Source organism: Variovorax sp. 20P10.2.4 (assembly GCF_058244205.1).
In genome coordinates this window covers 1-22788 of sequence record NZ_JBZAYE010000003.1, presented here as the reverse complement: position 1 = coordinate 22788, position 22788 = coordinate 1, and the positions used below count along the sequence as shown (strand labels likewise).

Sequence of the window (22788 nt, the reverse complement as noted above, 5' to 3'; positions counted from 1 at the left end):
CGCCAGCGGTGGCATCACGCGTGGGCGTTGGCGATTCGTCACCAGTTGTTCAGAGGCTCCTGGCTGCACGCGGCTTCCAAACAATTTTGGCCCTGCCAACTGTCCGCAACAAATTGCTACCATCTTTTAATATGCGCGGAGACCGCTTGAGGAAGAAAAATGGGTGTGCCTGTGTTCATCAGAGACGTCGAGGATGTTCTAGCCTTGCGGGGTCTGGAGACTCCGGACCTGGCAATGCTTCAGGCAACGCACCAGAGCTACCGCGCGTTGTTTCTCCAGCCGTCAGGTCCCATCTACGCGGACACCCAGCGAATTGGTCACCAAGACTTGGCCGCCGCGGCAGCCAAAGCCGACGCCTTCCTCGCGCTGGCTGCACAGCGCGGCGACCAACTCGCTGTTACGCCGGAGTATTTTTTTCCGGTGAGTTCGCTGGCGAAGGCGGCGCAGGGCGGCCCCTTCCCCGCTGAGGGTGCCATTTGGGTACTTGGGTGCGAAAGCATGACGCCCGCGCAGCTCGATGGTTTCAAGGCTGACTGCGCCGGCTATTGCGACGTCATCTACGAGAATGACCCGTTTCCAGCGGTGCAGGGAAACTACTTCGACCCCGTCGCTTACTGCTTCGTCACCCGCGACGCGGATAAGAGCCTCAAGCGGGTCGTCCTGTTCCAGTTCAAGACCGCGCCGTCACGGGATGACCACGGCTTTGAGAATAAGCAGTTGCGCTGCGGCCGCGCCATCTACCGGTTCCTAAGCAAAGACGGTGCCATCAAGCTCTCGACCATCATCTGTTCCGACGCGCTGGACCTTGGAGAGGACCTCGCCGCCAACAAGAAGCTGTCCGACAGAGCTATCCTCATCCACATCCAGCTGAACCCCAAGCCCAAGCACACCGACTACCGCAGGTACCGGAACGAGGTCTTCCGGCGCAGTCCGGTCGCGACCGACTGCGACATCGTCTGCTTGAACTGGGCTCACAACGTCGTGCAACACGACGCTCCTGACCAGGCGCCGCATGCGTGGAAGAACGAGAGCGGCTCAGCTTGGTACGTGCCTGAGCGTCGTTGCTCGGTGAAGGAAGATGAGGTTGCCAACAATGAGGCCAAGGGGCTGTACTACACCTGGCATGAGAAGAGGCGCCACGTACTGCACTTCCACTATGACGAGGCTATCTTCGCGCTGACAGTCCCCAAGGTTTGGCAGGACGGCCCGGCGGTTCACGACGTGCTAATCGGGCCGCAACTAGATACACGTTTTTCCTGGGACGACGGTAGCGGCGCATGGGCGCAGAACACAAGCTGTCCAGAGACAGGATGGGGCGCAGTCATCAACGTGAACCCGGAAGTAAGCGCAGCCTTCCAGGGCCTGCAAGATGTCGCCAACCGGCTGCACATCGAGCGGGCCATTTCGCTTTCTTGCGGTCCTCAAAGTATGAAGGAGCAGTGGCATTGCGTGAATAACCTGGACGTGTGCCGAATCCCAGAGTCCGAAGTCGTAGCTCGCGCCACTCTTCAGCTCGACCGAGACGTCGCAGCCTCCGAGGAGCGTCAGCGGCGCATCAGCCAAGTTGCAGTGCTCAGCCACATCCTCCAAACGGGCCCTTTACCTGCGCAAATCAAAGACCTCGCAGGCGGCGACGCCTCCATTGCGTGGTCTCCCACCTCACCAAACACCAATGTCCTCAAGGCCGGCGCGCGTCCGGCCCTGGTGGCCTATCTCGGCGAAAACCCGCCAATGGATTTGGTCAGGAGGGTCAGCGAGAACGCATTTGAGCTCCTGCGAAGGGAGAACAAGGAGCACAAAAACCGCGTAGCCATCTTCTATCGCACGGTCGCAGGCGTCACGAAGTTCGCCGAGATCAAGCAGCAGACTGACATTACATACGATGGGGGCAGCATGGCGTCCATCACAGGGGGACAGTGACATGCCTGAGATGCAAGCTGCGCGCGAAGCGCTGACTCATCTTCTCGTCGGGCTTCGCGACATTGACGACTCCGTGGTGCGTGGCGAGAAGAAGCTCGGCGAGCAGACCTACGCCGTTGCCTACGTCGACTTTGCCGATGAAGTTGTGGAGCGCTCACTGCACCTGCGCGACTTCCAGGAACGCATCCTTGCTGATGACTTCTTCGATTCGACAGGCGACCTACGCTGGAACAAGTACCTTTACTTCGTCGCCGGGCCCAACTCCAAGGCAAATCCTCAGTTTGCCGTCGCGAAGGCCGCAATCGAGGCTGATAGGGACTACGCGCGCAAGCGTGTCATCTCGCAGGACGACCTCGAATCCCTGCTGGGAGGGCCGAAGCTGTTTGAGGCAGCAGAGCACGGAAGCACTTATGACGTGCTGACGGATTGGCAGCAACGACTTTCAGCGGCCGGGCTCGAGCTGCTTCTCGATGCTCCTACCCCTCGCACCACGGTTGTGGAGAAGATTGCCCAGCGCGCAGCTGGTGCGGCTCCGAACGGGAAGCAGAGGGTGAAGGAGTTATCCGCCGCCGACTCTCCGCTAGCGACGGCAAAGCTGTTGAGATTGGACGTTGCGGGGTTCCGGCCGATACACAACGGCAAGGGCTATGACTTCGGCGACGTCACGCTGCTCGTCGGCGCGAACGGGAGCGGGAAAACTTCGCTTCTCGAGGCTATCGAGTACTTCTACTGTGGGAACAATCGCAGGAGCTCGGCCGTCGGGCCGGTTCGCCTCAAAGGCAAGCTGTTGCTTGGCGCGGGCGGTAGCACCGTCGAGCTTTCATCTACTGGAGACGGGCCTCGTATCAAGGCTAGAAATCTTGCTTGGTACAACCGCAAGGAGCACAACGTTGCCGACATTGTTGACAGCTTCTCGCTCTACAACTTCCTCGACACCGATGCCGCATATCGCCTGTCAGGCAAGCTGAAGCCCGATGACATTACAACTGAGTTAAGTCGGTTGTTGGTCGGCTCCTCGGCCGCTACGACCTTCGACTACCTGCAGAGGATTCGTGCAGATGTGGACAAGGCCTGGGACAAAGCACAGCGCCGAGCTGACGAATTGCAGGTGGAGCTCACTGTCTTCGAGCGGCGGCTGAAGGAGCTTCAGGGAAAGCCGTCCACGGCAAAGACTCTGACGGACGCCTATCGCGCTGCACTTGTAGGCGTTGGTTGGAAGAGGCCAATAGAAGCCGGCGTGCCCACGCCGAAGGAAGGTCAGGAGCTTCTCGCCGCGTTGGCGCACTTGCAGGCGCTGGCCTCCTTGGGAGCTGCAGCGCGAACCATCAAGGATGTCGAGCATCGCTCGAAGCAGCTGGAGGCCGCGGTTAGCAACGCAAGGTCGGTCGAGACACAACTCGTGGGGCACGTTAGGGATGAGAGGCGGCTCGCCTTGAAGACTGACGAGCTCGAGGCCAACGTCAGAAACCTCGATCGGTGGATTGCCTATGAGTCCGCCGGATTTCATGACGTTCGCCGGCGATATAAGTGGGCCCGCGAGGTCTCGGAGCAACTGGCTACACGTCTGGGAGGCATGGTCGCCGGCGACCTGCCGCAGGTACCGCAGCGCTACGCGTCCCTCCAACTACAAGAAGCCGTGCACGCTGCGGGTGAAGCGGCCACTTCAGCCCATGCGAGGTTCACCCGCGCTCAGCAAGCCCTGGACCTTCACGGTAGGGCAACATCGACTCGCGCCGCTGCTGCCGCAAAGCTGAAGGACTCGGTAAAGGAAGCGCTGAAGTCGTCGGAGAACCCGGACATGTGCCCGGTCTGCCGCACGGTGCATGCCAGCGGCGCTTTGATGCATCTCATTGAGGAGCTCACCGCGGGGCCGGAAGCCACGCTGGAGGTCAAGGGCCTTGCGGAGTCTCTGCGTTTGGCGGAGGGAGAAGCAAACGAAGCGCGGCGGTGGTCTGAGGCTGTTGAGCTCTGCCAGAAGCTGGTGGCGCAAATGCAGCTGAAGGGCACCACGCCCAAAGGGGTCCTGGAAGAAATAGTTGAACTGCGCGAGCGGGCGAACCAAGCCCAGTTGGAACTCCAACGCGTCATCAAGGAAGGGCAGAACCTTCGCAATGAAGGCTTCTCAAGCAACGAGGCTGATTCGGTTTGGGGCCTTATCTCTAGGCTGTTCGACCTTGTTGAGCCGAGCAATCTGACTGCCGACGTCGCGTATGCGGAACGCAATCGTCAGTTGGAATTCGTGGAGGCGAACCGAAAGGCACTTGTTGAGTGCCGCAGCAACATCGAGGCTCTTGTCCGTTCCATCATGGGCTTTGCTCAGCCTGTCGACCTGGACGGCTGGGTCACACGTGTAGAAATCATCGGTACGTTTGCATCGCTTGTGGCGCTCCAAGATGAGTTCCTCGCCGCTACAAGCAACGTCGCTGGGCTTCGTTCCTACCTTGACGTTGAGGACGATGTTCCACTCGTCGAAATCCAGGCACGCATCGCTGCCGTCGCCTCAGCGTTCAAGCAAGCAGATGAAGCGTCGCGCAGCGATTCGGAAAGCTCGGCCGAGCAGCGGGACCTGCCGAAAAAGATTGAGGACTGGAAGCTCAGACTTGGGGAGTCTCGCAACGAGGAAAAGGCGCTCCAAGAAGCGGGCAAGGTCTTGGACGACCTCATTGAGAACGCTTCCCTGGAGAATGCTACGCGGGAGGCGCTTGATGCCATTGGCGATCAAATCAATGAGGTGTTTTCGCGCATCCATTCGCCTCTAGAGTACGAGTACGTTGGTAGTCCCGACGTTCTGTTGCGGACCGCGGATGGTCATGGCGCCCGCACGCTAGACGAGGTCAGCACCGGGCAGCGTGCCGCATTTGCGTTGTCCATCTTCCTCGCCAGGAATCGCACGGCCACGTCGGCCCCTCCAGTCCTGCTCATCGATGACCCAATTGCACACATCGACGACCTCAATGCGTTATCGTTTCTGGACTACCTGCGCGACCTGGCGGTGAACTCAGGTCGGCAAATCTTCTTTGCCACCGCAGACACGCGTGTGGCATCCCTGTTTTCAAAGAAGTTCAGCTTCCTGGGAGAGTCGTTCAAGACCATCAACTTGGTGCGCAGCCCACAGGTTGAGGTGGCCGCCGCTGCAGGCTGACGCCCTGTGTGGGTCGCGTTGATCGACATAGGGCATGCGGGCCGCGGGCGGACGTCAAGACAGCTCGTCGAAGCTATCTGAAGTGCCGGCGCTGCGCATCGAATACGTTGATTTACGTCACCGCCGATCTGCGTGCGCGAGGGCACACGAAGAGGACATGCGCGTAAACGCAGCAATGGACAAAGTGCTTCCAGACAAGACCCTGCAGGACTACCTAAATCTTCAGGGCATGAAGCTCGGCACCAAGCCGCTCGATCAGTTGAGCCAGTTCCTGGCCAACGACTATGTGACAGCTTATATATTGGCCAAGTCAGCGGGTGCGGCAGTGGAATAGAAAATTGTGTCGCGGTGGTGAGAGCACAGAGCGCGCTTCACAGGCGACCGCTTTCCCTCGTAGCGGTCTTTCGCTGTGATCTAAGCGAAAGGCACTTCTTCCGCTGGGATCGGTCGCGCAGGGTGGTTGCCAAGCTACGGGCAAGAGTCGGCCAAAAGCAGACACTCTCCGGTGCCAACGTAACGCTCATTCAGACGTCTACGATGGAAAAATGGCGGGCCAGAAGCGAATGACGCTACATCAACTTGCCCCCCGAACGGCGGAGGTCGCCTTACCCGCCTGCTTTCTCGACACGCGCTAGCATTGCGGCCATTGGAAGAAGGCGATTAAATGAGCGGCAAGGCTTCACAACCAGGCAAGAAGAAGGTCAAGGCGACATCTACCCCTGGTAGGCCGGCGACGAAAAAGAAAAAGCCTGGCGGCGGGACCGCCACGGGTGGAGGCATCAACTTTCAAGCTGCGGTGACGGCCATCATCGCGGTTCATGTTCTGCGCGGTTCTCCCCTCGACTGGTTCTCCGTGGCTGACGTTCCTTTGGCGATCTGGGCTGAAAGCGAGGGAGCAGGCGACGACATTCGACTGGAGTTCTCCTCCGGACTTATTGCGGAAGTTCAAGCGAAGAAGGGGCTCGAGCGCACCGATGCCATGTGGAACTCGTTAGAGGGTATGGCCATCGCGATCGACAGCGGGCAGATGGCTTGCGGCGCGTTGGCTGTGGCGCCCGATTCATCCAGGACCATCCGAGAAGATCTGTCCCAAGACATCCTTCGATTGGGACAAGGAAGGGATGATCGCCTTAACGACATTGGCGAGGACTTCCAGCGCCGGCTCGAGAAGATTGGCCTTGAGCCCGAGACAGCATGCGGTCAGATCCGCGTCCGCGTCGTCCACGCTTTGAAGGCGGACGGAGCTGACATCAAAGCGGCAAAAGAGGCTCTGAGCTGGGTATGCGAGCAAGATGACCAGCGCGATGCTGCATGGGACGCGCTTTACCAAGAGGCCGTTGCCAGCATCGAACATCGAGGCCGCTGGACGATCCCATTTTTGCTGACCGTCCTCGCCAAGGCGAATATACGCATTCGTGATGAAAACTTTCCAGCCTCAACGTCCGCGAAGCTTTCCAACTGGCTACTGCAAACTGGCAGCAACTTCACTCTCGCTGGGTCCAAGAAGCCGCTGCCATTGAACAAGCTCCTCAAGTTGCACGCCTTGGTGGCTGAGTTTGATCCTCCACAAGCTCCATCGCCAGCAGCCGCATTGGAGAAATACCACGAGCCATCGAAACCACGTACCTTCAGTTCGGAGACGCTTGACGCGGAATGGATCGGACGCTTTCGGCGCCGCGCCGTTGTTGTGGCCGGCCCCGGTATTGGGAAGTCGACTCTCGTCTCCCTACTCGCATGGCGCTACGCTTTCGACGGACACCCGGTCCTTCAAGTAAAACTTGATGGAATCGCCGCGGCAATGCGACATGGGCAGAGCTTCTCTTCGGCGCTCGTCACGCACGGCTTGGACGGCTCTGGAATCACGCTTGACAGGTTTCATAGTGCAAGGCTCGCTGACATTGTTGTTCTGGCTGACGGCCTGGATGAATGTGGAGATATGCATGAGACCGTCGCGCAAGCACTTCACGATTTCGCTGCGGGTCATCGGCACGCTCGTATCGTCGTTACCACTCGGCCGATCGGGTACTCGACACCGGCCCTCGCTCAGTGGCGCCACTACCACCTCTTAGGCCCAGAGACAGACAAAGGCGCGGACAATTTGCGCAAGCTCCTAGAGGCATTGGAGCCCTCACAAGATTGGTGGCTAGTCGCAAGCCGTGAATTGAGCCGTTCGCGAGCTGCGAACGCAATTAGCCGTAGTCCTCAGTTACTAGGGATGGCGGCTGTCTTAATCGCCCGGAACGGAAGCCTTCCGAACACTCGACCAGCCTTGTACGCCCAGTTGCTGCAGATGCTTGAGCAGACTTCCGGCGAACCAGCGGGTTCACCTCACACCTCACCTGTACGCCGCCGCATTCTCGAGGCATTTGGCTGGTCGTACATGCTCAATCCGCTGCGCCCGGGAGACGTGGTCGTTCAAGAGTGCGCCGACATTCTCTCTGCAGAATTGGGCAATGGGAGGCTCACCGCATTGGCGACGGTGGGTGAAGCGCTGCACTTCTGGGAAGAGGTTGGCCTCATTGAGCGTGTCCATCATGACGGAACGTCCTATTGGGCGTTCATGCACAAGACATTTGCTGAGTACGCAGCGGCGCGACACCTGTCCACAATGCCACCCGAAGAGTGCAAACAAGGGTTGCTGAGGGCATTGGATGACCCCGCATGGAATGAAGTCGCCATCTTCGCAGCAGCATCCGGTACGGCTGTCGAAATTGCCCGCATCCTCATCGAGCGCAGGGACACGAGACAAGCCGGCGAGGTTGCCAGGGCTTTGTCGATTGCTTGCGATGCAGACGTCAAGATCGATCCGTCTCAGGTTGTAGAGATTGCTCGCCTCGCGTTCGCCGCACTTGAATCTGACGGCAAGGACCGATTTGCGCTGGGGCCCTCCCTCGTGACCCTGTCGGCTGCTTATCCAAATGTGCTAGCAGTGGTGGTGGCGCCTATGCTTGACGACGAACGACCGTGGTTACAGCTGATTGCATGGGCCTGCGCGGTTTCAGCGACTCCCAAACAGTTCAGCCACGAACCACTGGAGGATGCTTTTCGAAGGTTCTTGCCTTATCTCACGGGCATCACCATCGATACGACTCTTGCAGGGCGTCCGCGCGTACCGATGAATTCCAATCGTGAACTTTTGCAGACGATCGCACTTGCTGCGCTCGCAGCCCAGCCAGACGCGAGTGTTGCGCGATTTGGTGACGCGCTGCTGGAACAAACGGCGCTGTGTAACGTCGGGTTCATGGCAAAGGTATCTAACGCGCTGCGGGCTCGGGGTGTGAAGAGAGACTCCTTGTCGGTGTTGCAGCCGCTGCAAGGGCGCAGTTCGCTGTTGACCGAAACCGCCTTCGCACTTCTCGCGCCTCCTGCGGATTGGAAGCGTGCGTCGGCTAAGGCCATTCTCGCAGTAGCGAGTGCCTTCCCAGCACGGGCGCACTCATCGCTGAGTTCGCGCCCGGCATCCGACTGTCCCAACTTTGCCGCTCTGCTTGCGACCATCGCGTTCAGTGAGACTCCCGCAAGCGATGTGTACGCGTGGGAGAAGCCATACGATGCCGCGGCGGTGCGGGACATTCTTCAGGCTGTTGCCCAGAGCTCCGAAATCGATCTGCACGCACTCCACGATGAGGCCCAGCGGATCGCGGATGTCGTGAACCAAGGCGGTGACATTCTAGATATCCGACTCCAGTGGCCGCGTGTTGATGTGACCGAGCCCGATTGGCTCGCAGCGTCAGCGCGTTTGGCAGATCGTAAGTCGATTGCATGCGCGCTCGGCCACGGGTCACGGTGGCTCACCTATCTTGCTGTCAGCATCTTCAGCGCCTCAAGACCGGAAGAGGAAGCGCTACGCGCATTGCTGCGCGAGGCCCCTTGCGAGTCGATGTGGGCCGCTTCCGGTGTAGTGCTGACCGCTTGTGACCCTGAAGTTGCCGTCCGAATTCTTCTTGAGCGCATTAACGATGGGCAATTGACGGATGGGGCAGAGTACCTCTTCTCGGTCCTGAGCGAATTCGACTTGAAGTATTCGCCAGACTTGGCCAGAGCCTTGTCATCTGGCTTGCTATCTCCTTCGGGCTCGGTGTCAGAAGCCGCGGCGGGCGTTGCTAAGCACCTAGTAGACCTCAACGAGTTCGACGATGCGAATCTGCTGCTCCGGGCATACGACCATTCCCGCCAGATTCAGCCCATTGAATCCGGTCTGCTCGTTCAGCACAGTCCCCGTGCGACGCTCGTGCAGGTTCTGCTGGAAATGGATGCCCTCGACACTGAACGTTGCATCAAGTTCTTAGGCGACGATCGCTCGGATGTGCGGCACATCGCCCAAGAGCGGCTTACCAGCCTCATGTCCACATCAGAAGATGACCGAGAGAAAATCCTCTCAGCAGTTGCCCGCAAGGAGTTCGCGCCAGAAATGGCGATCGTCTTCTTGCGAAGCGTTCCGACGCTCACTGCGCGCCAACTCACAGATCTTGAGCCTCTTCTCTCTGACACTGATCCCCGCTGGAGGCTGGCGGGAACAGAACTGTTGAGATCAGAGCACTTGGCCAGCGACCGACTGCATGCTCACCTTGAGCGCCTGCGCGCCGATGAAGTTGATGAAATTCGCAAGAGAGCCGTGCACTTAGACGGCTCGATAACCGGAACACCACCCGGATAGCACACGCCGCCACTCGACTCGTCTTCGGACTGCCAGCGTCCTACCGGGTCCTGCATTCGCCAAACGATTGGCATCCCCATAGGCTCGGAAGCGCCCGAGGATCTTGGGCACGGCAGTCACACCTGAGGTGGGCGCTTTCATGCAATGAAGCTCTCGCACAAGACCATTGCGTCGCCGAACTACTCTGAGACCCTACACTCGAGGTGGCTCAGCGCAACGCGTTGTCGATCAGGTTCGCCAGCACGCGCCGCAGCGCGAGCGGGCAGGGACCACCGGGTGGCCGATGCAGCCGTCGGGCGCGATAGCGCGGCCGGCGTCGCGGTAGCCGCACACCAGGTTGTTGAGTAGGCCGTCGGCATCGACGCGCTGCAGCGGCTCCGCCACGCTGCGCTGCATGCGCGCGCTGACAACGCTGGCCTCGACCGGCTCCTGCATCTCGACGAGATCGCGCTCAACAAAGCCGCGCAGGCGCCAGCCTGGAAGTCGGTGCCCTCGTGGTTCGTCTACGGCGACCGCGACAAGAACATTCCGCCGGCCGCGATGGCCTTCATGGCCGAGCGCACGCACGCGAAGAAGACGGTGGTGGTCAAGGGTGCCTCGCACGTGGTGATGACCTCGCAGCCCGAGGCGGTCACGCGCGTGATCGTCGAGGCCGCGACGCGCTGAGGATGCGGCGCCCTATTCGAGCTGGATATCGGCCCGCTTGATCAGCGCATTCCATCGCGCCTCCTCCGCCGCGATGTGCGCGCCAACCTGCGCCGTGGTCGCGGGCCGGGACAGCTCGACGCCACCCACGGGCTTGACCTTGCCGTAGAAGGCGTCGCTGGCCACGACCTTGTTAGCGGCGGCGTTGAGCTTGGCGAGCACGTCGGGTGGGGTCTTCTTCGGGCCGACGAGCACGAAGTTGACCGTGGCCTTGAAGCCGGGCATGCCCGACTCCTCCATGGTGGGCAGCTCGGGGTAGGCCGGGTCGCGCTGGCTGGCGGCCAGGCCGAAGGCCTTGAGCTTGCCGGCGCGCACGTAGTCCATGGTGCCGGTCGGCAGGAAGGCGTAGGTCACGCGGTCGCTCATGAGGTCGAGCTGGACCTGGTTGGCGCCCTTGTAAGGCACGTGCAGGGTCTTGACGCCGAGCTCCTTGTTGAACATCTCCGCCATCAGGTGGATCGGCGTGGAGATGCCCGAGGAGCCATAGGAGTACTTCGACGGGTCGGCCTTGAGCAGCGCGACGAACTCCTTGAGCGTGGTGGCCGGCACGTTGGGCGCAGTCACGAGCATGAAGCCGATGGTCAGCACGTCGGACACCGGCGCGAAGTCACCCACGCCCTGGTAGGGCAGGCTGGCGCGCAGCGAGGGCGCGACCACGGCCGGCAGGTTGGCGAAGAACAGGGTGTAGCCGTCGGGCGCCGCGCGCGACACGTAGCTGCCGGCGATGGTCTGGTTGGCGCCGGGCTTGTTGTCGACCAGCACCGGCGTGTTGAGCGCGAGCGAGAACTCGCTGGCGAAGGCGCGCGCGACGATGTCGGTCGGGCTGCCCGCCACGAAGGGGACCACGAGGGTCACGGGCTTGGCGGGAAAACCCTGGGCCAGCGCCGCGGCGGGCCCGAGGGCCAGCGCGAGCGATCCGGCCAGCCGTCGAAGGAAGGTCTTGCGCGAAATGAAGGGTGGCATGTCGTCTCCGTTGTTCTGTGATGTCCGCGGCGGGCTTGCCTGGGCCCTGCGCAGAATATCGAGCACCCCCGCGGCGTGCGCTCGTGGCGGCGCGCGAAAGTTCAACCCATGAAATTCCGCTGCCCACGGTCCGGCCGGGGCGCGGAACGGACGGCTATCGTCGCCACAGCATGACGACACCCTCGACATCCTCGACACAGCGGCCTTCGCCGCGGCTCCCGCCCGGCGCCTGCGACTGCCACACGCATGTCTTCCTCGACGAGCGCGAGTTTGCGTTGCTGCCCGCGCGCCGCTACACGCCGCCGCCGGCGTCGATCGAGGCCCTGGCGCAATGGCACGACGCGCTCGGCATCGCTCGCGTGGTGATCGTGCAGCCCAGCGTCTACGGACTCGACAACGCGGCGACGCTGCAGGCGCTGCGGCAGCTGGGCCCGGCGCGGGCACGCGGCGTGGCGGTGATCGACGACGCCACCACCGACGCGCAATTGCAGTCGCTGAACGCGGCCGGCGTTCGCGGCGTGCGCGTCAACCTCGAGATCGATCGCGAGGGCGATGCCCGCCGCGCCACCGTGCAGCTTCGGCGCACGGCCGAACGCGTGGCACCGCTGGGCTGGCACGTGCAGGTCTATGCGAGCCTGCCGCTGCTGGCCGATTGCGCCGCGGCGATCCGCGAGCTGCCGGTGCCGGTGGTGCTCGATCACTACGCGGGTGCGCAGGCGGTGGACGGCCTCGACACGCCAGCGCTGGCCGCGGTGCTCGCGCTCGTCGAGGAGGGGAAGGCCTACGTCAAGCTCTCGGCCCCCTACCGCTGCAGCACGATGTCCGGCCATTCCGACATGGAAGCGCTGGCGCGCCGCTTCATCGGCTGCAACCCCGAACGCATGCTGTGGGGCAGCGACTGGCCGCATCCGCAGCCGGGCGCGGCCGCCTCGGCCACCGAGGTCAGCGCGCCGCACGAGGTCGACAACGCCGGCGTGCTCGCGCAGTTGCGGCAGTGGTCGCCGGACGCGCGGACCTTCGATCGCATCCTCGTGGACAACCCGGCGCGGCTCTATGGCTTCGGCGGCGACTGAGGAGCGGGCGAGGTGTCTTCGCTGATCGCGCGCATCCCGCGCATCCCTCCATCGCAGAATGCATGGTTCGCGCCCGCCGCGCCCCTGTCCGGTGGGCCTCCCCCGCATCTGCCCGAGGAAGCACCGACGATGGACACCGACCAGCCGATCATCCAGGACGCATTCGCCGCCACCGCCACCGAACGCCCCGGCACGCGCAGCCTGGGCCGAGCGATCAAGCTGATGCGCGTGGTCGCGTCGCGGCCGCAGTTCGGCTGGCGGCTGTCCGACCTGGCCGTGGCCTGCGAGCTCGACAAGGCGACCGTGCACCGCATGCTGGCCTGCATGGTCGAGGAACGCCTGGTGACGCAGCGCGCGGCCGACCGCCACTACCTGCCGGGCCCGCTGATGCACGAGCTGGGACTGGCGCTGCCCGACCACCTGCTGTTCCAGCGCCGCGCCGAAGTGCTGCTCGAGGCCTTCGCGCGCCGCATGCGCGGCATCGCGGTGCTGCTGCTGCGCAGCGGCAACGAACACGTGTGCAGCGTGCGCCAGGGCCAGCTTCCGCTGACCGGCTCGGTGCTCTACCCGGGCGCGCGCCGGCCGCTGTTCACCACGGCGGGCGGGGTCGCGATCCTGCAGACGCTGGACGCGGCGCAGGCGCGCGCGGTGCTGCTCGACAACGTGGCGCAGGAAGTGGCGCGCTGCGGCTCCGGGCGGCTCGCGGCGCTGCAGCGCATGCGCGAACGCTCCGACCGGCACGGCTTCGGCGTGAACCTCGGCGACGTGGTGCCGGGCATCCATGCCTTCGCGTCGCCGGTGCGTGGTGCCGATGGCGAGGCCTTTGCCGCGCTGTGCCTGCTCGGCACGCCCGAGCTCTATGGCGAGCGGCACCTGGCGCAGCTGCGCGGCGAACTCGAGGCAGCGGCCGCCGAGCTGGGCACGGAGGCGCGCGCTTTCAATCTCTGAGGCGCGGCGCCCTCCCCCTTCGGGCGGCTGGCGGCGCGCTTCGCGTTTTCAACCGATCGAAGAAGGAGCAACGGATGACGCGGATATGCATCGTGGGCGCGGGGGCCGTGGGCGGCTATGTGGGCGCGCACCTGGCCAGGGCGGGGATCGACACCACGCTGGTGGACGCCTGGCCCGAACACGTGGAGGCCATGCGGCGCGATGGCCTGAGCGTGACCGGAATGAACGGCATGGACGGCGCGGGCGCGGTACACGCGAAGGTGCGCGCGCTGCACGTGGGCGAGGTGGCGCAGCTCGCGCGCGAAGCGGCCTTCGACGTGGCATTCATCGCCGTGAAGTCCTACGACACCGCCTGGGCCACGCAGCTGATCCTGCCGCTGCTCGCGCCCACGGGCTGCGTGGTGTCGCTGCAGAACGGCATCAACGAGGACAGCATCGCGGCCATCGCCGGCTGGGAGCGCACGCTGGGCTGCTCGGTGAGCGCGCTGGCGGCGGAGCTGGTGGCGCCGGCCCGCATCGTGCGCAACTCGCCGCTGGGCGACGAGAAGAAATGGGGCATGCGCGTGGGCGAGCTGCACGGTCGCGTGACGCCGCGCGCCGAAGCGATCTCGGCGCTGCTCGCGCATGGCGACACCAGCCGGGTCACGACCAACCTCTGGGGCGAGCGCTGGTCCAAGCTCACGATCAACGCGATGCGCAACGGCGTGTGCGCGCTCACGGGCCTGAGCGGCAAGCAGCGCGACATGAACGAGGTGGCGCGCGAGCTCACGATCCGGCTCGGCAGCTCGAGCATCCGCGTGGGCCGCGCGCTGGGCCTGGCACTCGAGCCGGTGGGCGGGCTCGACCTCGACCTGCTGGCGCGCGCGGAGGAAGACGCCGCGGCGCGCGACGCGATCACGCGCATGATCCTCGAGGTGGCGAACTCGCGCAGCGACGGCCAGCGGCCCTCGATGGGCCAGGACATCCAGAAGGGCCGGCGCACCGAGACCGAGTACATCAACGGCCTGGTGGCGCGGCGCGGCGAGGAGGTCGGGGTGGACGTGCGCTACCACCGGCGCGTGAACGAGATCATCGGGCGCATCGAGCGCGGCGAGCTGGTGCCGAGCCCGGACCTGCTGGCCGACGTCATGGGCTGATCGGGGTGATCCGCATGGCGCGCGCGGCGCCGCGTGCTTAGGATCGGTCTCCATCGGCGGCCTGCCGCCCCAAGGAGACCTGCATGCACGACATCGCCTCGCTCCAGCAACTGCTGGAACCGATCTTCCCCGGCCTGATGGGCGTGCGCCTCACCGTGCTGAAACCCGATCGCGTGGTGGCGCAGATGGAGGTGCGTGCCGACCTCTGCACCGCCGGCGGCATCCTGCACGGCGGCGCCTACATGGCCTTCGCCGACACGCTGGGCGCGGTCGGCACGATCGCGAACCTGCCCGAGGGCAAGCGCACGACCACCACCGATTCGAGCACCAAGTTCATCGCGGGCGCGAAGCTGGGCACGACCGTGACCGGCACCTGCGTGGCGCTGCACCGCGGCCGCACGACGATGGTGTGGCAGACCTCGGTCACCAATGCCGATGGGCGGCTCTGCGCGCTGGTGACGCAGACGCAGCTGGTGCTCGACTGACCGAGGATCAGGCGGCTTTCTTGCCGCCCTCGACCTTCTCGGCTTTCTCTGGCGTCTTGTGCTCGGCCAGGCCCGGCTCGTGGAGCTTCGGGTTCTTCACGTCCTTCATCAGCTTCTCGCCCTCGGTGTCGCGGCCGTCGGTGGGCACCGACTCCTCGCTGCCGACCTCGGGCTCCTCGCGCGGAAGCGGCTCGGTGTTCTCGGCGTGCTCGGCGCTGTGGGTGCTGGCTGGCATGGGGACCTCCTTTTGCGGATGAAAGGCTCAGCCTCGCCAGCAGTCACGGCGCGGCACGCCATCCTTCGGCGACAGCGCATGCAGGACATTGGCCATGGTCGGCCGGTGCTTCCCTACTTCTTGAGCAAGGTCACGACGCCGGTGACCACCGACACGATCGCCGTCACGATCGGCGTGACCAGCGTGATGAAGTCGCGGATGCGCTCGGTGTACTGGCGCAGCCGCTGCGCCTTGCCCGGCGCGGGCGAACCGTCGGTGAGCGCGCTCGCGAGTCGGTGCGAGAGCCGGTCGATGCCGCGGTTGCGGCGATGGAACACCAGCAGGCCGGTGAAGATGCCGGTGATGTGGCTGAAGGCGATGCTCGTCACGTAGTAGAGGATCTCGCGCCATTCGCGCGCGCCGCGTGGCATCAGCGGCACGTCGTCGGCATAGGCGATGACGGCCGCCATGCCGAGCACCGACAGCACGGCGATGGCCACGGCCATCAGCAGCTGGTAGGGCAGCCGCACCCTGAACAGCGCGACGAACAGCATGCCCAGGCCCAGCGGCAGGATGACCGAGGCCACGCGCAGGTACAGCTCGTTGAGGTCGAGCAGCACGATGGTCACGGCATGCATCGCGACCAGGCACAGCACGGGCAGCACGAGGAACAGCAGCACCGAGCCGATGCCGGGGCGCTGGGGTTGCGTGGGGGTTGGCGGGATCGCGGGCTCGGCTGCTTCCGGCGCCGGGACCACCGGCGCGGCAGCGGCGCTGCGCGATACGCTCAACGCGCTCTCGAGTTCCGCGACCCGCCGCGACAGCGCCTCGAGCTCGCGCCGCAGCGGCGCGAAGAAGAACAGGTCTCGCCCGCAATGCCGGCACGCCAGCGCCTGCTCGGCGATGGGCTCGGCGCAGTAGGGACAGGCGATGGTGCGCGGCGCGTCCGGCGAGATTGCGGTAACCCCCATGCGGCCTACTGCGCCTTGAACTGGATCAATTTGCTGCTGACGCGCCCCTCGGCGTCGCCGACCTGCACGCGCAGCTGGTGTTCGCCCGCGGGCACGCGCGCGGCGTCGATCGCGATGCCGGTGTCGCTGATGTAGGGCCGCACGCGCTCGGTGAGGTCGACCACCGGCTCCTTCATGTACTGCACCTTCACCGTCTTTGGATCGATCACGACGCCGCCGCGCGGCTTGAAGCCGATCTTCAGCGCGACCGCCTCGCGGCCGGCTTCGGTGCTCGGGCTCGCGACCTCGATGCCGGGGCCGCGCGTGAGGCCGGCGCGCTTGTTCTCGAGATAGGCCGAAGGCAGCTTCGCTTCGGCATCGGTGATCAGCTCGAGGCTGGAGGCGGCATGGCAGTACGCCGCGCCGCAGAGCAGGAAGACCAGGGTTGAGAACTTTCCTTTGAACATCGATTGCCTCGCCATTCGCCATTGCCGAAGACCAAAGTCTCGCGCCATCGCAGCGGGCCTCGCGCTACGAAAGCTCGTAGTCGTGCAGCGGCGCCGGCGCCCTTAGCTTCGGGGCATCCACCGCGCGAAAGATGCCCTTGCCCACGCTGCTCCACCGCCTCCTTCTTTCATTGCTCCTGCTGCCGTTGGCCGTCGCGGCCGCGCCGCCGTTTCCGCCGCTGGGCGCGGCCTACTCGGAAGTCGGTGGCCTCGTGCGCGAGTCCGACGAGTTCGAGAAAGCCGGCCGTTTCCGCGACAGCGACGAACTGCTTCGCCGCGCGCTGCGGCAGTTGCCGCGTGAGCAGGCGACTTCGCTGTCGATGGAGGCCTTTCTCGCGAAGGACCTGATCCTCGGCCGGCTCGCCGACAACAGCGATGCGCGCGCCGACGATGCCGCGCTGCTGGCCTGGCTCGAACAGCGCGCGGCCTGGCGCGATGCCTTCTGGGGCCGCGAGGCCAATGCGGCGCTGTCGGGACGCAACGCACTCGCGCTGCAGTTGTGCAAGGTCGGCCGCTGCCGCGAAGCGCTCGCGCTGCAGGAAGAGATCTACCGCCTCACGCTGAAGTCGGCCGGCCCGGCCGCGCGCAACACGCTGGTCGCGCGCCACAACCTGGCGGGCACGCTCGGCGAATCGGGCCGCTACGGCGAGGCGCTGGCGATCGGCGAGGAACTGGCCGCGGCCGCGCAGGCGCAATGGGGCGCCGACGATCCGACGACGCTGCGCATGCGCAACGCGGTGGCGGTGAACCTCAGCGACCTCGGCCGTTTCGCCGAGGCGCTGAAGCTGCACGAGCAGGTCTACGAAGCGCGCCGCCGCGTGCTGGGCGCGCAGGCACCGGACACGCTGAGTTCGCTGGCCAGCCTGTCTGCCACCTACTCGGCGCTGTACCGCCACCGCGAGGCGCTGGCCTATGCGCAGCGCGTGCACGAGCTCACGGCCGCGGCCCATGGCGACACCGATGTGCGCAGCGCGCGGGCCGCGAGCGCCGAGGCCATCGAACTGCGCCGCATGGGCCGGCTCGGCGCGGCGCACGACAAGGCGCGCATGGCCTGGACGCAACTCGCGGCCGCGCGCGGCGCGGGCCACCCCGACACGCTCTATGCACTCAACGTCTACGCGAGCGTGCTCGAGACGCAGGGGCGGCACGCGGAAGCAGCGCAGCGCTCGCGCGAGGCACTCGACCTCCGCGTCGCGCTGATGGGCGAGCAGCATCCGCTGACACTGGCCGCGGTCCACAGCCTGGGCCGCTCGGTGCTGTCGGCCGGCGATGCGAACGAGGCGCTCGCGCTGTTCGAACGCGCGCACGAGGGCCGGCGCGCGCTGCTGGGCGACGCGCATCCCGAAACGCTGCTGTCGCTGATCGAGCGCATGGGCGCCGCGCTGGCGGCCGACCGGCTCGACACGGTGAAGCCGCTGATGCCGCGGTTCCGGCGCGACGTGGAAGCCCTGCGCGCGCAGCACGGCCTGAGCGTGAAGAGCCGGCGCGCGCTGTTCGAACGCTATGTGGAAGGCTATCGCCACCATGCGCTGGCCAGTGTGCGCGACGGCGAGAACGCGCGGGCCTTCGAGATCGCGGAGCTGTCGAAGGCGCGCACGCTGATCGAGAGCACGGCACTCCAGCAGGCCAACCGCGGCCGGCTGCTGCCAGCGAAGGAGCAGGAGGCGGTCGACCGGCACGAGGCCGAGCTGGCACGCATCGACCGCAGCCTCGACGAGACCGGCGCGCAGGTCGACCGGCGTCAGACGCTGGAGGCCGAGCGCAACCGCGTGGTGCTGTCCTATGCCGACCTGCAGCGGCGGCTGCGCGCGCAGCATCCGAAGTACGCGCAGCAGTCGCAGCCGCACATCGCCTCGCTGGCCGATGCGAAGCGGCTGCTGCCGGCCGACAGCGTGTTCGTGAGCTACCTGCTCGATGGCGACCGCGTGATGGCCTTCGTGGTCGATGGCAGCGGGCTGCTGCAGGCCGCCGAGCTCGCACCGCTGCCCGGCCTGGCCGACAGCATCGATGCCTACCGGCGGCTGGTGGGCGATGCGCTCGGCGAGGGGCAGGCGGTATGGCAGCTCGGCCCCGAGCGCTATCGCGTGGCACCGGCCGCGCAGCCGCCGCAGGAGGGCGCGCAACGCGTGAGCGATGCGGCGCCGATCGGGCAATGGCTGTCGAAGCGGCTCATCGCGCCGCTGCAGGCGAGCATCGGCACGCGGCGACGGCTGATCGTCTCGCCCGATGGCGCGCTCGCGATGCTGCCGTTCGAAACGCTGCCCGTCGATGGCGAGCTGCTCGCGCAGCGCCACAGCGTGGGCTATGTGCAGTCGCTCTCGATGATGGAACTGCTGCAGCGCCGCTCGGTCAGCTACGGCCGCCTGCCGCCGCGCAAGGCGATGCTGGCGATCGGCAATCCGGTGTACGAGGGCAATGCACGGACGGCACCGCCTTCGGCCAAACGTGGCGCAAGCGTCGGCGACGATGCGCTGCTGTCGGCCCGGGCCTCGGCCGAGAGCGAGGAAGGCATCGGCGCGGCGGTCGAGGAACTGCGCGAGAACAGCTGGGAGAACCTGCCGGGCACGCAACGCGAACTCGAGAGCATCGCGCGCGTGTTCCAGCATCGCCAGGTCGACCTGATCAGCGGCGCCGACGCGACCGAGCAGAACCTGCAGCGGCTCGACCGCAGCGGCGAGCTCGCGAAGTACCGGCACCTGCTGTTCTCGGTGCATGGCTACCTGAGCCCGAGCGTGCCGGCGCTGAGCGCGCTGGTACTGGGCCAGGTCGACAACCCGCCGTCGGTGGACGGCTATGTCACGGCCGCGGAATGGCCGGGCTACACCTTGCGCAGCGACCTGGTCGTGATGTCGGCCTGCGAGACCGGCATCGGCAAGGTGGTGGCGGGCGACGGCGTGATGGGGCTGCCCTATGCGCTGTACGTGGCGGGCAACGTCAACACGGTGATGACGCTGTGGCCGGTCAGCGACGAGAGCACGGCGCGCTTCATGGAAGCCTTCTTCGCGCGCATCGAGCGCAGGCTGCCGGTGGAACGCGCGCTGGCCGAGACCAAGCGCGCCTTCGCCGAGGGCGAGTACGGGGAACGCCTGCGCAAGCCCGCCTACTGGGCGCCGTTCGTGCTCTACGGCACCTGAGTCGCCGATTGCAGCGGCACGTGGCGCGCCATCGCCTCGGAGGTGGCGCGATCGCGCGGGAACCACATCTCGACGCGCAGCGAGGCCGGCGTCACGTCCTGCGGCAGCGCGAACACGCTCTGCATGACCTCGAAGGACAGCGCGCCGAACTCGGTGTCGAACACGAAGCTGAAGTAAGGCACGCCGACCGCGCGGCCGCGCTCGGGCATGCGGCCCGGGTAGCGGCGCTCGAGCGCGCGTGCGAGCCATTCGACGCGCGCGGCGAGCGCGGGCCGGCTCCAGGTTTCGGCGCGCAGTTGCGTGAGCAGCGCGGCGGCCGTGGCCTCGGGTTCACGGGCACGCGACAGCAGGCCCTGCGGATGGCCGATGGCCGTGATGATGTCCAGGCCCATGCCGCCGCCGCCGGCCGTGCGCCAGAGCCCGGGCATCACGACCGACGACAGCCAGCGCGCGCCGCGGTTCTGCTCCACCGTCTTCCAGTCGGCATCGAAGGCCAGGCCCGGATGCGGCAGGTGTGCCTCGAGCGTGCGGCGCACCGCGTCGCGCACGAGGCTGGCTTCGGCGCCCTGTGTGTCCTCGTCGGGCTGCGGCAGCGCGAAGCCGCATTGCAACAGCGCTGCGTTGCGCACCGACACCGGCACGCCCAGCTCGGCCATCCACGCGAGGATCAGGCCGCGGCTCGGCAGCGCGCGGCCCGACTCGAGAAAACTGACGTGCCGCTGCGAGACGTCGAGGCGCCCCGCCAGTTCGAGCTGGCTGATGCCGTGCTCGAGCCGCGTGCGACGCAGGATCAGCGCGATGCTCACGCGGCCGGCCGCTCGCCCATCGCGGAGATCGTGCCTTGCGCGACGGCGACCAGCTTCTCGCCGCCTTCGGCATCGATCGCGAAGATCTCGCAGGCACAGACGGCCTGGCGCTTGCCGCCGTGCAGCACGCGGGCGCGCGCGAGCAGCGTGTCGCCCTGCGCGGGGCGCAGGTAGTTGATCTTGTACTCGGCGGTGACGACCGCATCGGACAGCGCGCTGCCGCCCGCGAAGGTCAGCGCGTTGTCGGCCAGGTAGCTGAGCACGCCGCCATGGGCGAAGCCGTGCTGCTGCTTGAGCTCGGGCCGCAGCGCGAGGCGCAGTTCGGTGAGCGCGGGGCCGAAGGCCAGGATCTCGGTGCCCAGCAGCACGCTGAAGGGCTGGGCCTGCAGCACCGAGCGTGCGTAGGCCAGTTGCTTGGGCTCGCTCATGGCGCGGGCTTCTTCGGCGCCATCTGCGCGGGGTCGTAGAAGAACTGCTCCGACGCAATGCGCTCGCCCGACCAGCGCTGCCAGGCGACCTCCTCGATGCGGCTGCTGCTGCCGTCGAGCCAGTCGAACTCGAAGATCCAGCGGATCGCGACATGGTCGCCCTGCACGAAGGCCGGTCGCACGCACTGCGAACGGACTGCGGAGGCGCGGGCCAGCGTGGCGCGCTCGCGCGCGATGTTGGCGGCCAGGCCCACGCGCGGGGGCGACTGGTTCTCCTGCATGGACGAGTCCTCGGTGTAGAACTCGGCGAGGGCTTCGGCGTGGAAGTTGGACTCCACGCGCGCGATGAATTTCTCGAGGGTCTCTGCTGTGGGCATGGGAAAGGCTTTCGAATCCGGGAGGGGCGCCGGGGCCGCAAGGGGCCGGCCGACGTCGGCCATCATGCGACGCGGCACGAAGGCTGTCGATGACCTGCCAAGTAGTCAGGCCTGGGACGCAGGCAAGCCCTCGCGCGCGGCGCGGCGCAGGTGATGCGTGGTCAGTTGGCGAAGCTGCGCGGCCTGTGTTTCGTCGAGGCCGTGCGCGGCCTGGTGCAGGAAGCGCTTCATGGCCTTGTGCAGGCCCGAGGCCGACCAGGCACCGGGCTGCAGCGGATGCGCGACGAAGCGCGCGAGCACGGCGATGCCGTGGTTGGCATGCGCATCGACGCGCGGCTCGAAGCCGTGGCGCGCGAGTTCTTCCTCGAGCTCGCGCACGTGCTCGGCCGCGAGCGGCACCTGGCGGGTCGCGCCACGCGCGCCCTTCACCTGGAGTTGCCAGGGGTGGGCCGTGCGCGCTGCTTCGTCCACTGACGGCGGCACGAGGTCGCCGCAGCGCAGCGCCACCACCTCGCCGAGCCGCAGGCCGGTGGCGCGGATCCATTGCAGCGCGCGACGCAGCCGGCGCGCGGCTTCGTCGTCGGCACGCAACTCGAACTGCAGATCGAGGTGCGCCCATGGCGCAGATGCCGCGGGAACCGTCGTCGCGGCGGGCACCGGCAACTCATGGGGTGCAAAAGGATTGCACACAAGGTAGTTGCGTCGCACCAGATGGCCGAACAGCCCGCGCAGGATGACCAGCGACTGGCGCCGTGCCGCGGGCGACAGCGCGCCCTCGAAGGGCCGCCACTGCGGCGACCAGCGCTGGTGATGGCGCGGGCCGCACCACGCGGCGGGCGGCGCGCACAAAAAGTCGCCATAGGCCGCGGCATCGTCGGGCGTGAGCGAGGACAGCGGCTTGCCGCGTTCGAGCACGGCCCACAGCAGCAGCCGTTCGGCTTCCTTGCGGTAGGCGCGCTGCGTGGCGCTGAGCGCCGGCGGTGTTGCGGACGCGCGCGCATCGCGCGGTACGCCGCGACCGGCCAGCCATTCGGTGATGGCTTCGGGATCGGTGCGCGCGCCGCTGCCCGATGCCGGCGAACGGAACAGGCCCAGGCTGCCGTCGAGCGCGGGCGGTAGCACCAGCTTCTCGAGCGGCCGCAGCTCGGTGGCGGGCGCCACCACGGCATGCAGCACCTCGGGCGCGAGCTGCGAACGTCGGCGCAATGCATGGTGGCCGATGCGCAGGCCCAGCGCCTGTTCGTTGACCTGCAGCCACTCGATGACGCGCGCCGCCTTGTGGGCGCCGATGCCCGGCACCCGGGTCCACCAGCGCGCGCCGCTCTGGTTCACGCGCGCGACCAG

19 protein-coding genes are annotated in these 22788 nt (G+C 66.0%); 10 read left to right on the top strand and 9 right to left on the bottom strand.

What is annotated here, in order from left to right:
* Positions 1-165 precede the first annotated feature (165 nt).
* The 4 genes from AC27VN_RS00700 (at position 166) to AC27VN_RS00685 (ending at position 9719) form a co-directional block, all read left to right on the top strand.
* Positions 166-1920: a hypothetical protein gene (locus tag AC27VN_RS00700; protein WP_490875250.1), complete on the top strand. Its 1755-nt coding sequence runs from the start codon at positions 166-168 to the stop codon at positions 1918-1920.
* Position 1921: 1 nt separating this feature from the next.
* Positions 1922-5062, top strand: coding sequence for an AAA family ATPase (locus AC27VN_RS00695; RefSeq protein WP_490875249.1), 3141 nt, complete (start codon positions 1922-1924; stop codon positions 5060-5062).
* Between the two features lie 34 nt (positions 5063-5096).
* Positions 5097-5396 carry a hypothetical protein gene (locus tag AC27VN_RS00690; protein WP_490875248.1) on the top strand — a complete coding sequence of 100 codons (300 nt, stop codon included), beginning with the start codon at positions 5097-5099 and terminating at the stop codon, positions 5394-5396.
* A gap of 330 nt (positions 5397-5726) precedes the next feature.
* A complete protein-coding gene (locus AC27VN_RS00685) occupies positions 5727-9719 on the top strand; it encodes an NACHT domain-containing protein (protein WP_490875247.1) in 3993 nt (1330 codons plus the stop codon).
* 228 nt (positions 9720-9947) lie between these two features.
* Here the strand turns inward: AC27VN_RS00685 and AC27VN_RS00680 are convergent, their stop codons facing one another.
* Positions 9948-10154 carry a hypothetical protein gene (locus AC27VN_RS00680; RefSeq protein WP_490875246.1) on the bottom strand — a complete coding sequence of 69 codons (207 nt, stop codon included), beginning with the start codon at positions 10152-10154 and terminating at the stop codon, positions 9948-9950.
* On the opposite strand from AC27VN_RS00680, the gene AC27VN_RS00675 reads away from it, so the two are divergent.
* Entirely contained in the window at positions 10077-10385 is a 309-nt protein-coding gene (locus AC27VN_RS00675; protein WP_490875278.1) for an alpha/beta fold hydrolase, read from the top strand. The two genes, AC27VN_RS00680 and AC27VN_RS00675, sit on opposite strands and share 78 nt — an antisense overlap.
* A gap of 12 nt (positions 10386-10397) precedes the next feature.
* Here AC27VN_RS00675 and AC27VN_RS00670 read toward each other — a convergent pair whose 3' ends face one another.
* Positions 10398-11387, bottom strand: coding sequence for a Bug family tripartite tricarboxylate transporter substrate binding protein (locus AC27VN_RS00670; protein WP_490875245.1), 990 nt, complete (start codon positions 11385-11387; stop codon positions 10398-10400).
* Positions 11388-11557: 170 nt separating this feature from the next.
* On the opposite strand from AC27VN_RS00670, the gene AC27VN_RS00665 reads away from it, so the two are divergent.
* The 4 genes from AC27VN_RS00665 to AC27VN_RS00650 all read left to right on the top strand — a co-directional run bounded on the left by AC27VN_RS00665 (position 11558) and on the right by AC27VN_RS00650 (position 15029).
* Positions 11558-12460, top strand: a complete 903-nt coding sequence (locus AC27VN_RS00665) for an amidohydrolase family protein (protein WP_490875244.1) — start codon at positions 11558-11560, stop codon at positions 12458-12460.
* Positions 12461-12589: 129 nt separating this feature from the next.
* Positions 12590-13408 carry an IclR family transcriptional regulator gene (locus AC27VN_RS00660; protein WP_490875243.1) on the top strand — a complete coding sequence of 273 codons (819 nt, stop codon included), beginning with the start codon at positions 12590-12592 and terminating at the stop codon, positions 13406-13408.
* Between the two features lie 74 nt (positions 13409-13482).
* Positions 13483-14544, top strand: coding sequence for a ketopantoate reductase family protein (locus tag AC27VN_RS00655; protein WP_490875242.1), 1062 nt, complete (start codon positions 13483-13485; stop codon positions 14542-14544).
* An 83-nt stretch (positions 14545-14627) separates the two neighbouring features.
* Positions 14628-15029, top strand: coding sequence for a PaaI family thioesterase (locus tag AC27VN_RS00650; protein ID WP_490875241.1), 402 nt, complete (start codon positions 14628-14630; stop codon positions 15027-15029).
* Positions 15030-15036: 7 nt separating this feature from the next.
* Here AC27VN_RS00650 and AC27VN_RS00645 read toward each other — a convergent pair whose 3' ends face one another.
* The 3 genes from AC27VN_RS00645 to AC27VN_RS00635 all read right to left on the bottom strand — a co-directional run bounded on the left by AC27VN_RS00645 (position 15037) and on the right by AC27VN_RS00635 (position 16660).
* Positions 15037-15264: a hypothetical protein gene (locus tag AC27VN_RS00645; RefSeq protein WP_490875240.1), complete on the bottom strand. Its 228-nt coding sequence runs from the start codon at positions 15262-15264 to the stop codon at positions 15037-15039.
* 113 nt (positions 15265-15377) lie between these two features.
* Entirely contained in the window at positions 15378-16214 is an 837-nt protein-coding gene (locus tag AC27VN_RS00640) for a zinc ribbon domain-containing protein (RefSeq protein WP_490875239.1), read from the bottom strand.
* A gap of 5 nt (positions 16215-16219) precedes the next feature.
* Positions 16220-16660, bottom strand: coding sequence for a hypothetical protein (locus tag AC27VN_RS00635; protein WP_296779262.1), 441 nt, complete (start codon positions 16658-16660; stop codon positions 16220-16222).
* A gap of 137 nt (positions 16661-16797) precedes the next feature.
* Between AC27VN_RS00635 and AC27VN_RS00630 the strand changes: the two genes are divergently transcribed.
* Complete coding sequence (locus AC27VN_RS00630; RefSeq protein WP_490875238.1) at positions 16798-19833, top strand: CHAT domain-containing tetratricopeptide repeat protein; 3036 nt, start codon at positions 16798-16800, stop codon at positions 19831-19833.
* On the opposite strand, the gene AC27VN_RS00625 is transcribed toward AC27VN_RS00630, so the two are convergent.
* From AC27VN_RS00625 to AC27VN_RS00610, 4 genes are all read right to left on the bottom strand, one after another.
* Positions 19821-20639: an MmyB family transcriptional regulator gene (locus tag AC27VN_RS00625; protein ID WP_490875237.1), complete on the bottom strand. Its 819-nt coding sequence runs from the start codon at positions 20637-20639 to the stop codon at positions 19821-19823. The genes AC27VN_RS00630 and AC27VN_RS00625 overlap by 13 nt on opposite strands.
* Positions 20636-21067, bottom strand: a complete 432-nt coding sequence (locus AC27VN_RS00620) for a PaaI family thioesterase (RefSeq protein WP_490875236.1) — start codon at positions 21065-21067, stop codon at positions 20636-20638. The genes AC27VN_RS00625 and AC27VN_RS00620 overlap by 4 nt, the downstream gene beginning before the upstream one ends.
* Positions 21064-21444: a nuclear transport factor 2 family protein gene (locus AC27VN_RS00615; RefSeq protein WP_398494283.1), complete on the bottom strand. Its 381-nt coding sequence runs from the start codon at positions 21442-21444 to the stop codon at positions 21064-21066. Before AC27VN_RS00615 ends, AC27VN_RS00620 begins: the two co-directional genes overlap by 4 nt.
* Before the next feature lie 105 nt (positions 21445-21549).
* Positions 21550-22788, bottom strand: a 1239-nt coding sequence (locus AC27VN_RS00610; RefSeq protein ID WP_490875235.1) for a site-specific integrase, incomplete at its 5' end; no start/stop codon positions are given.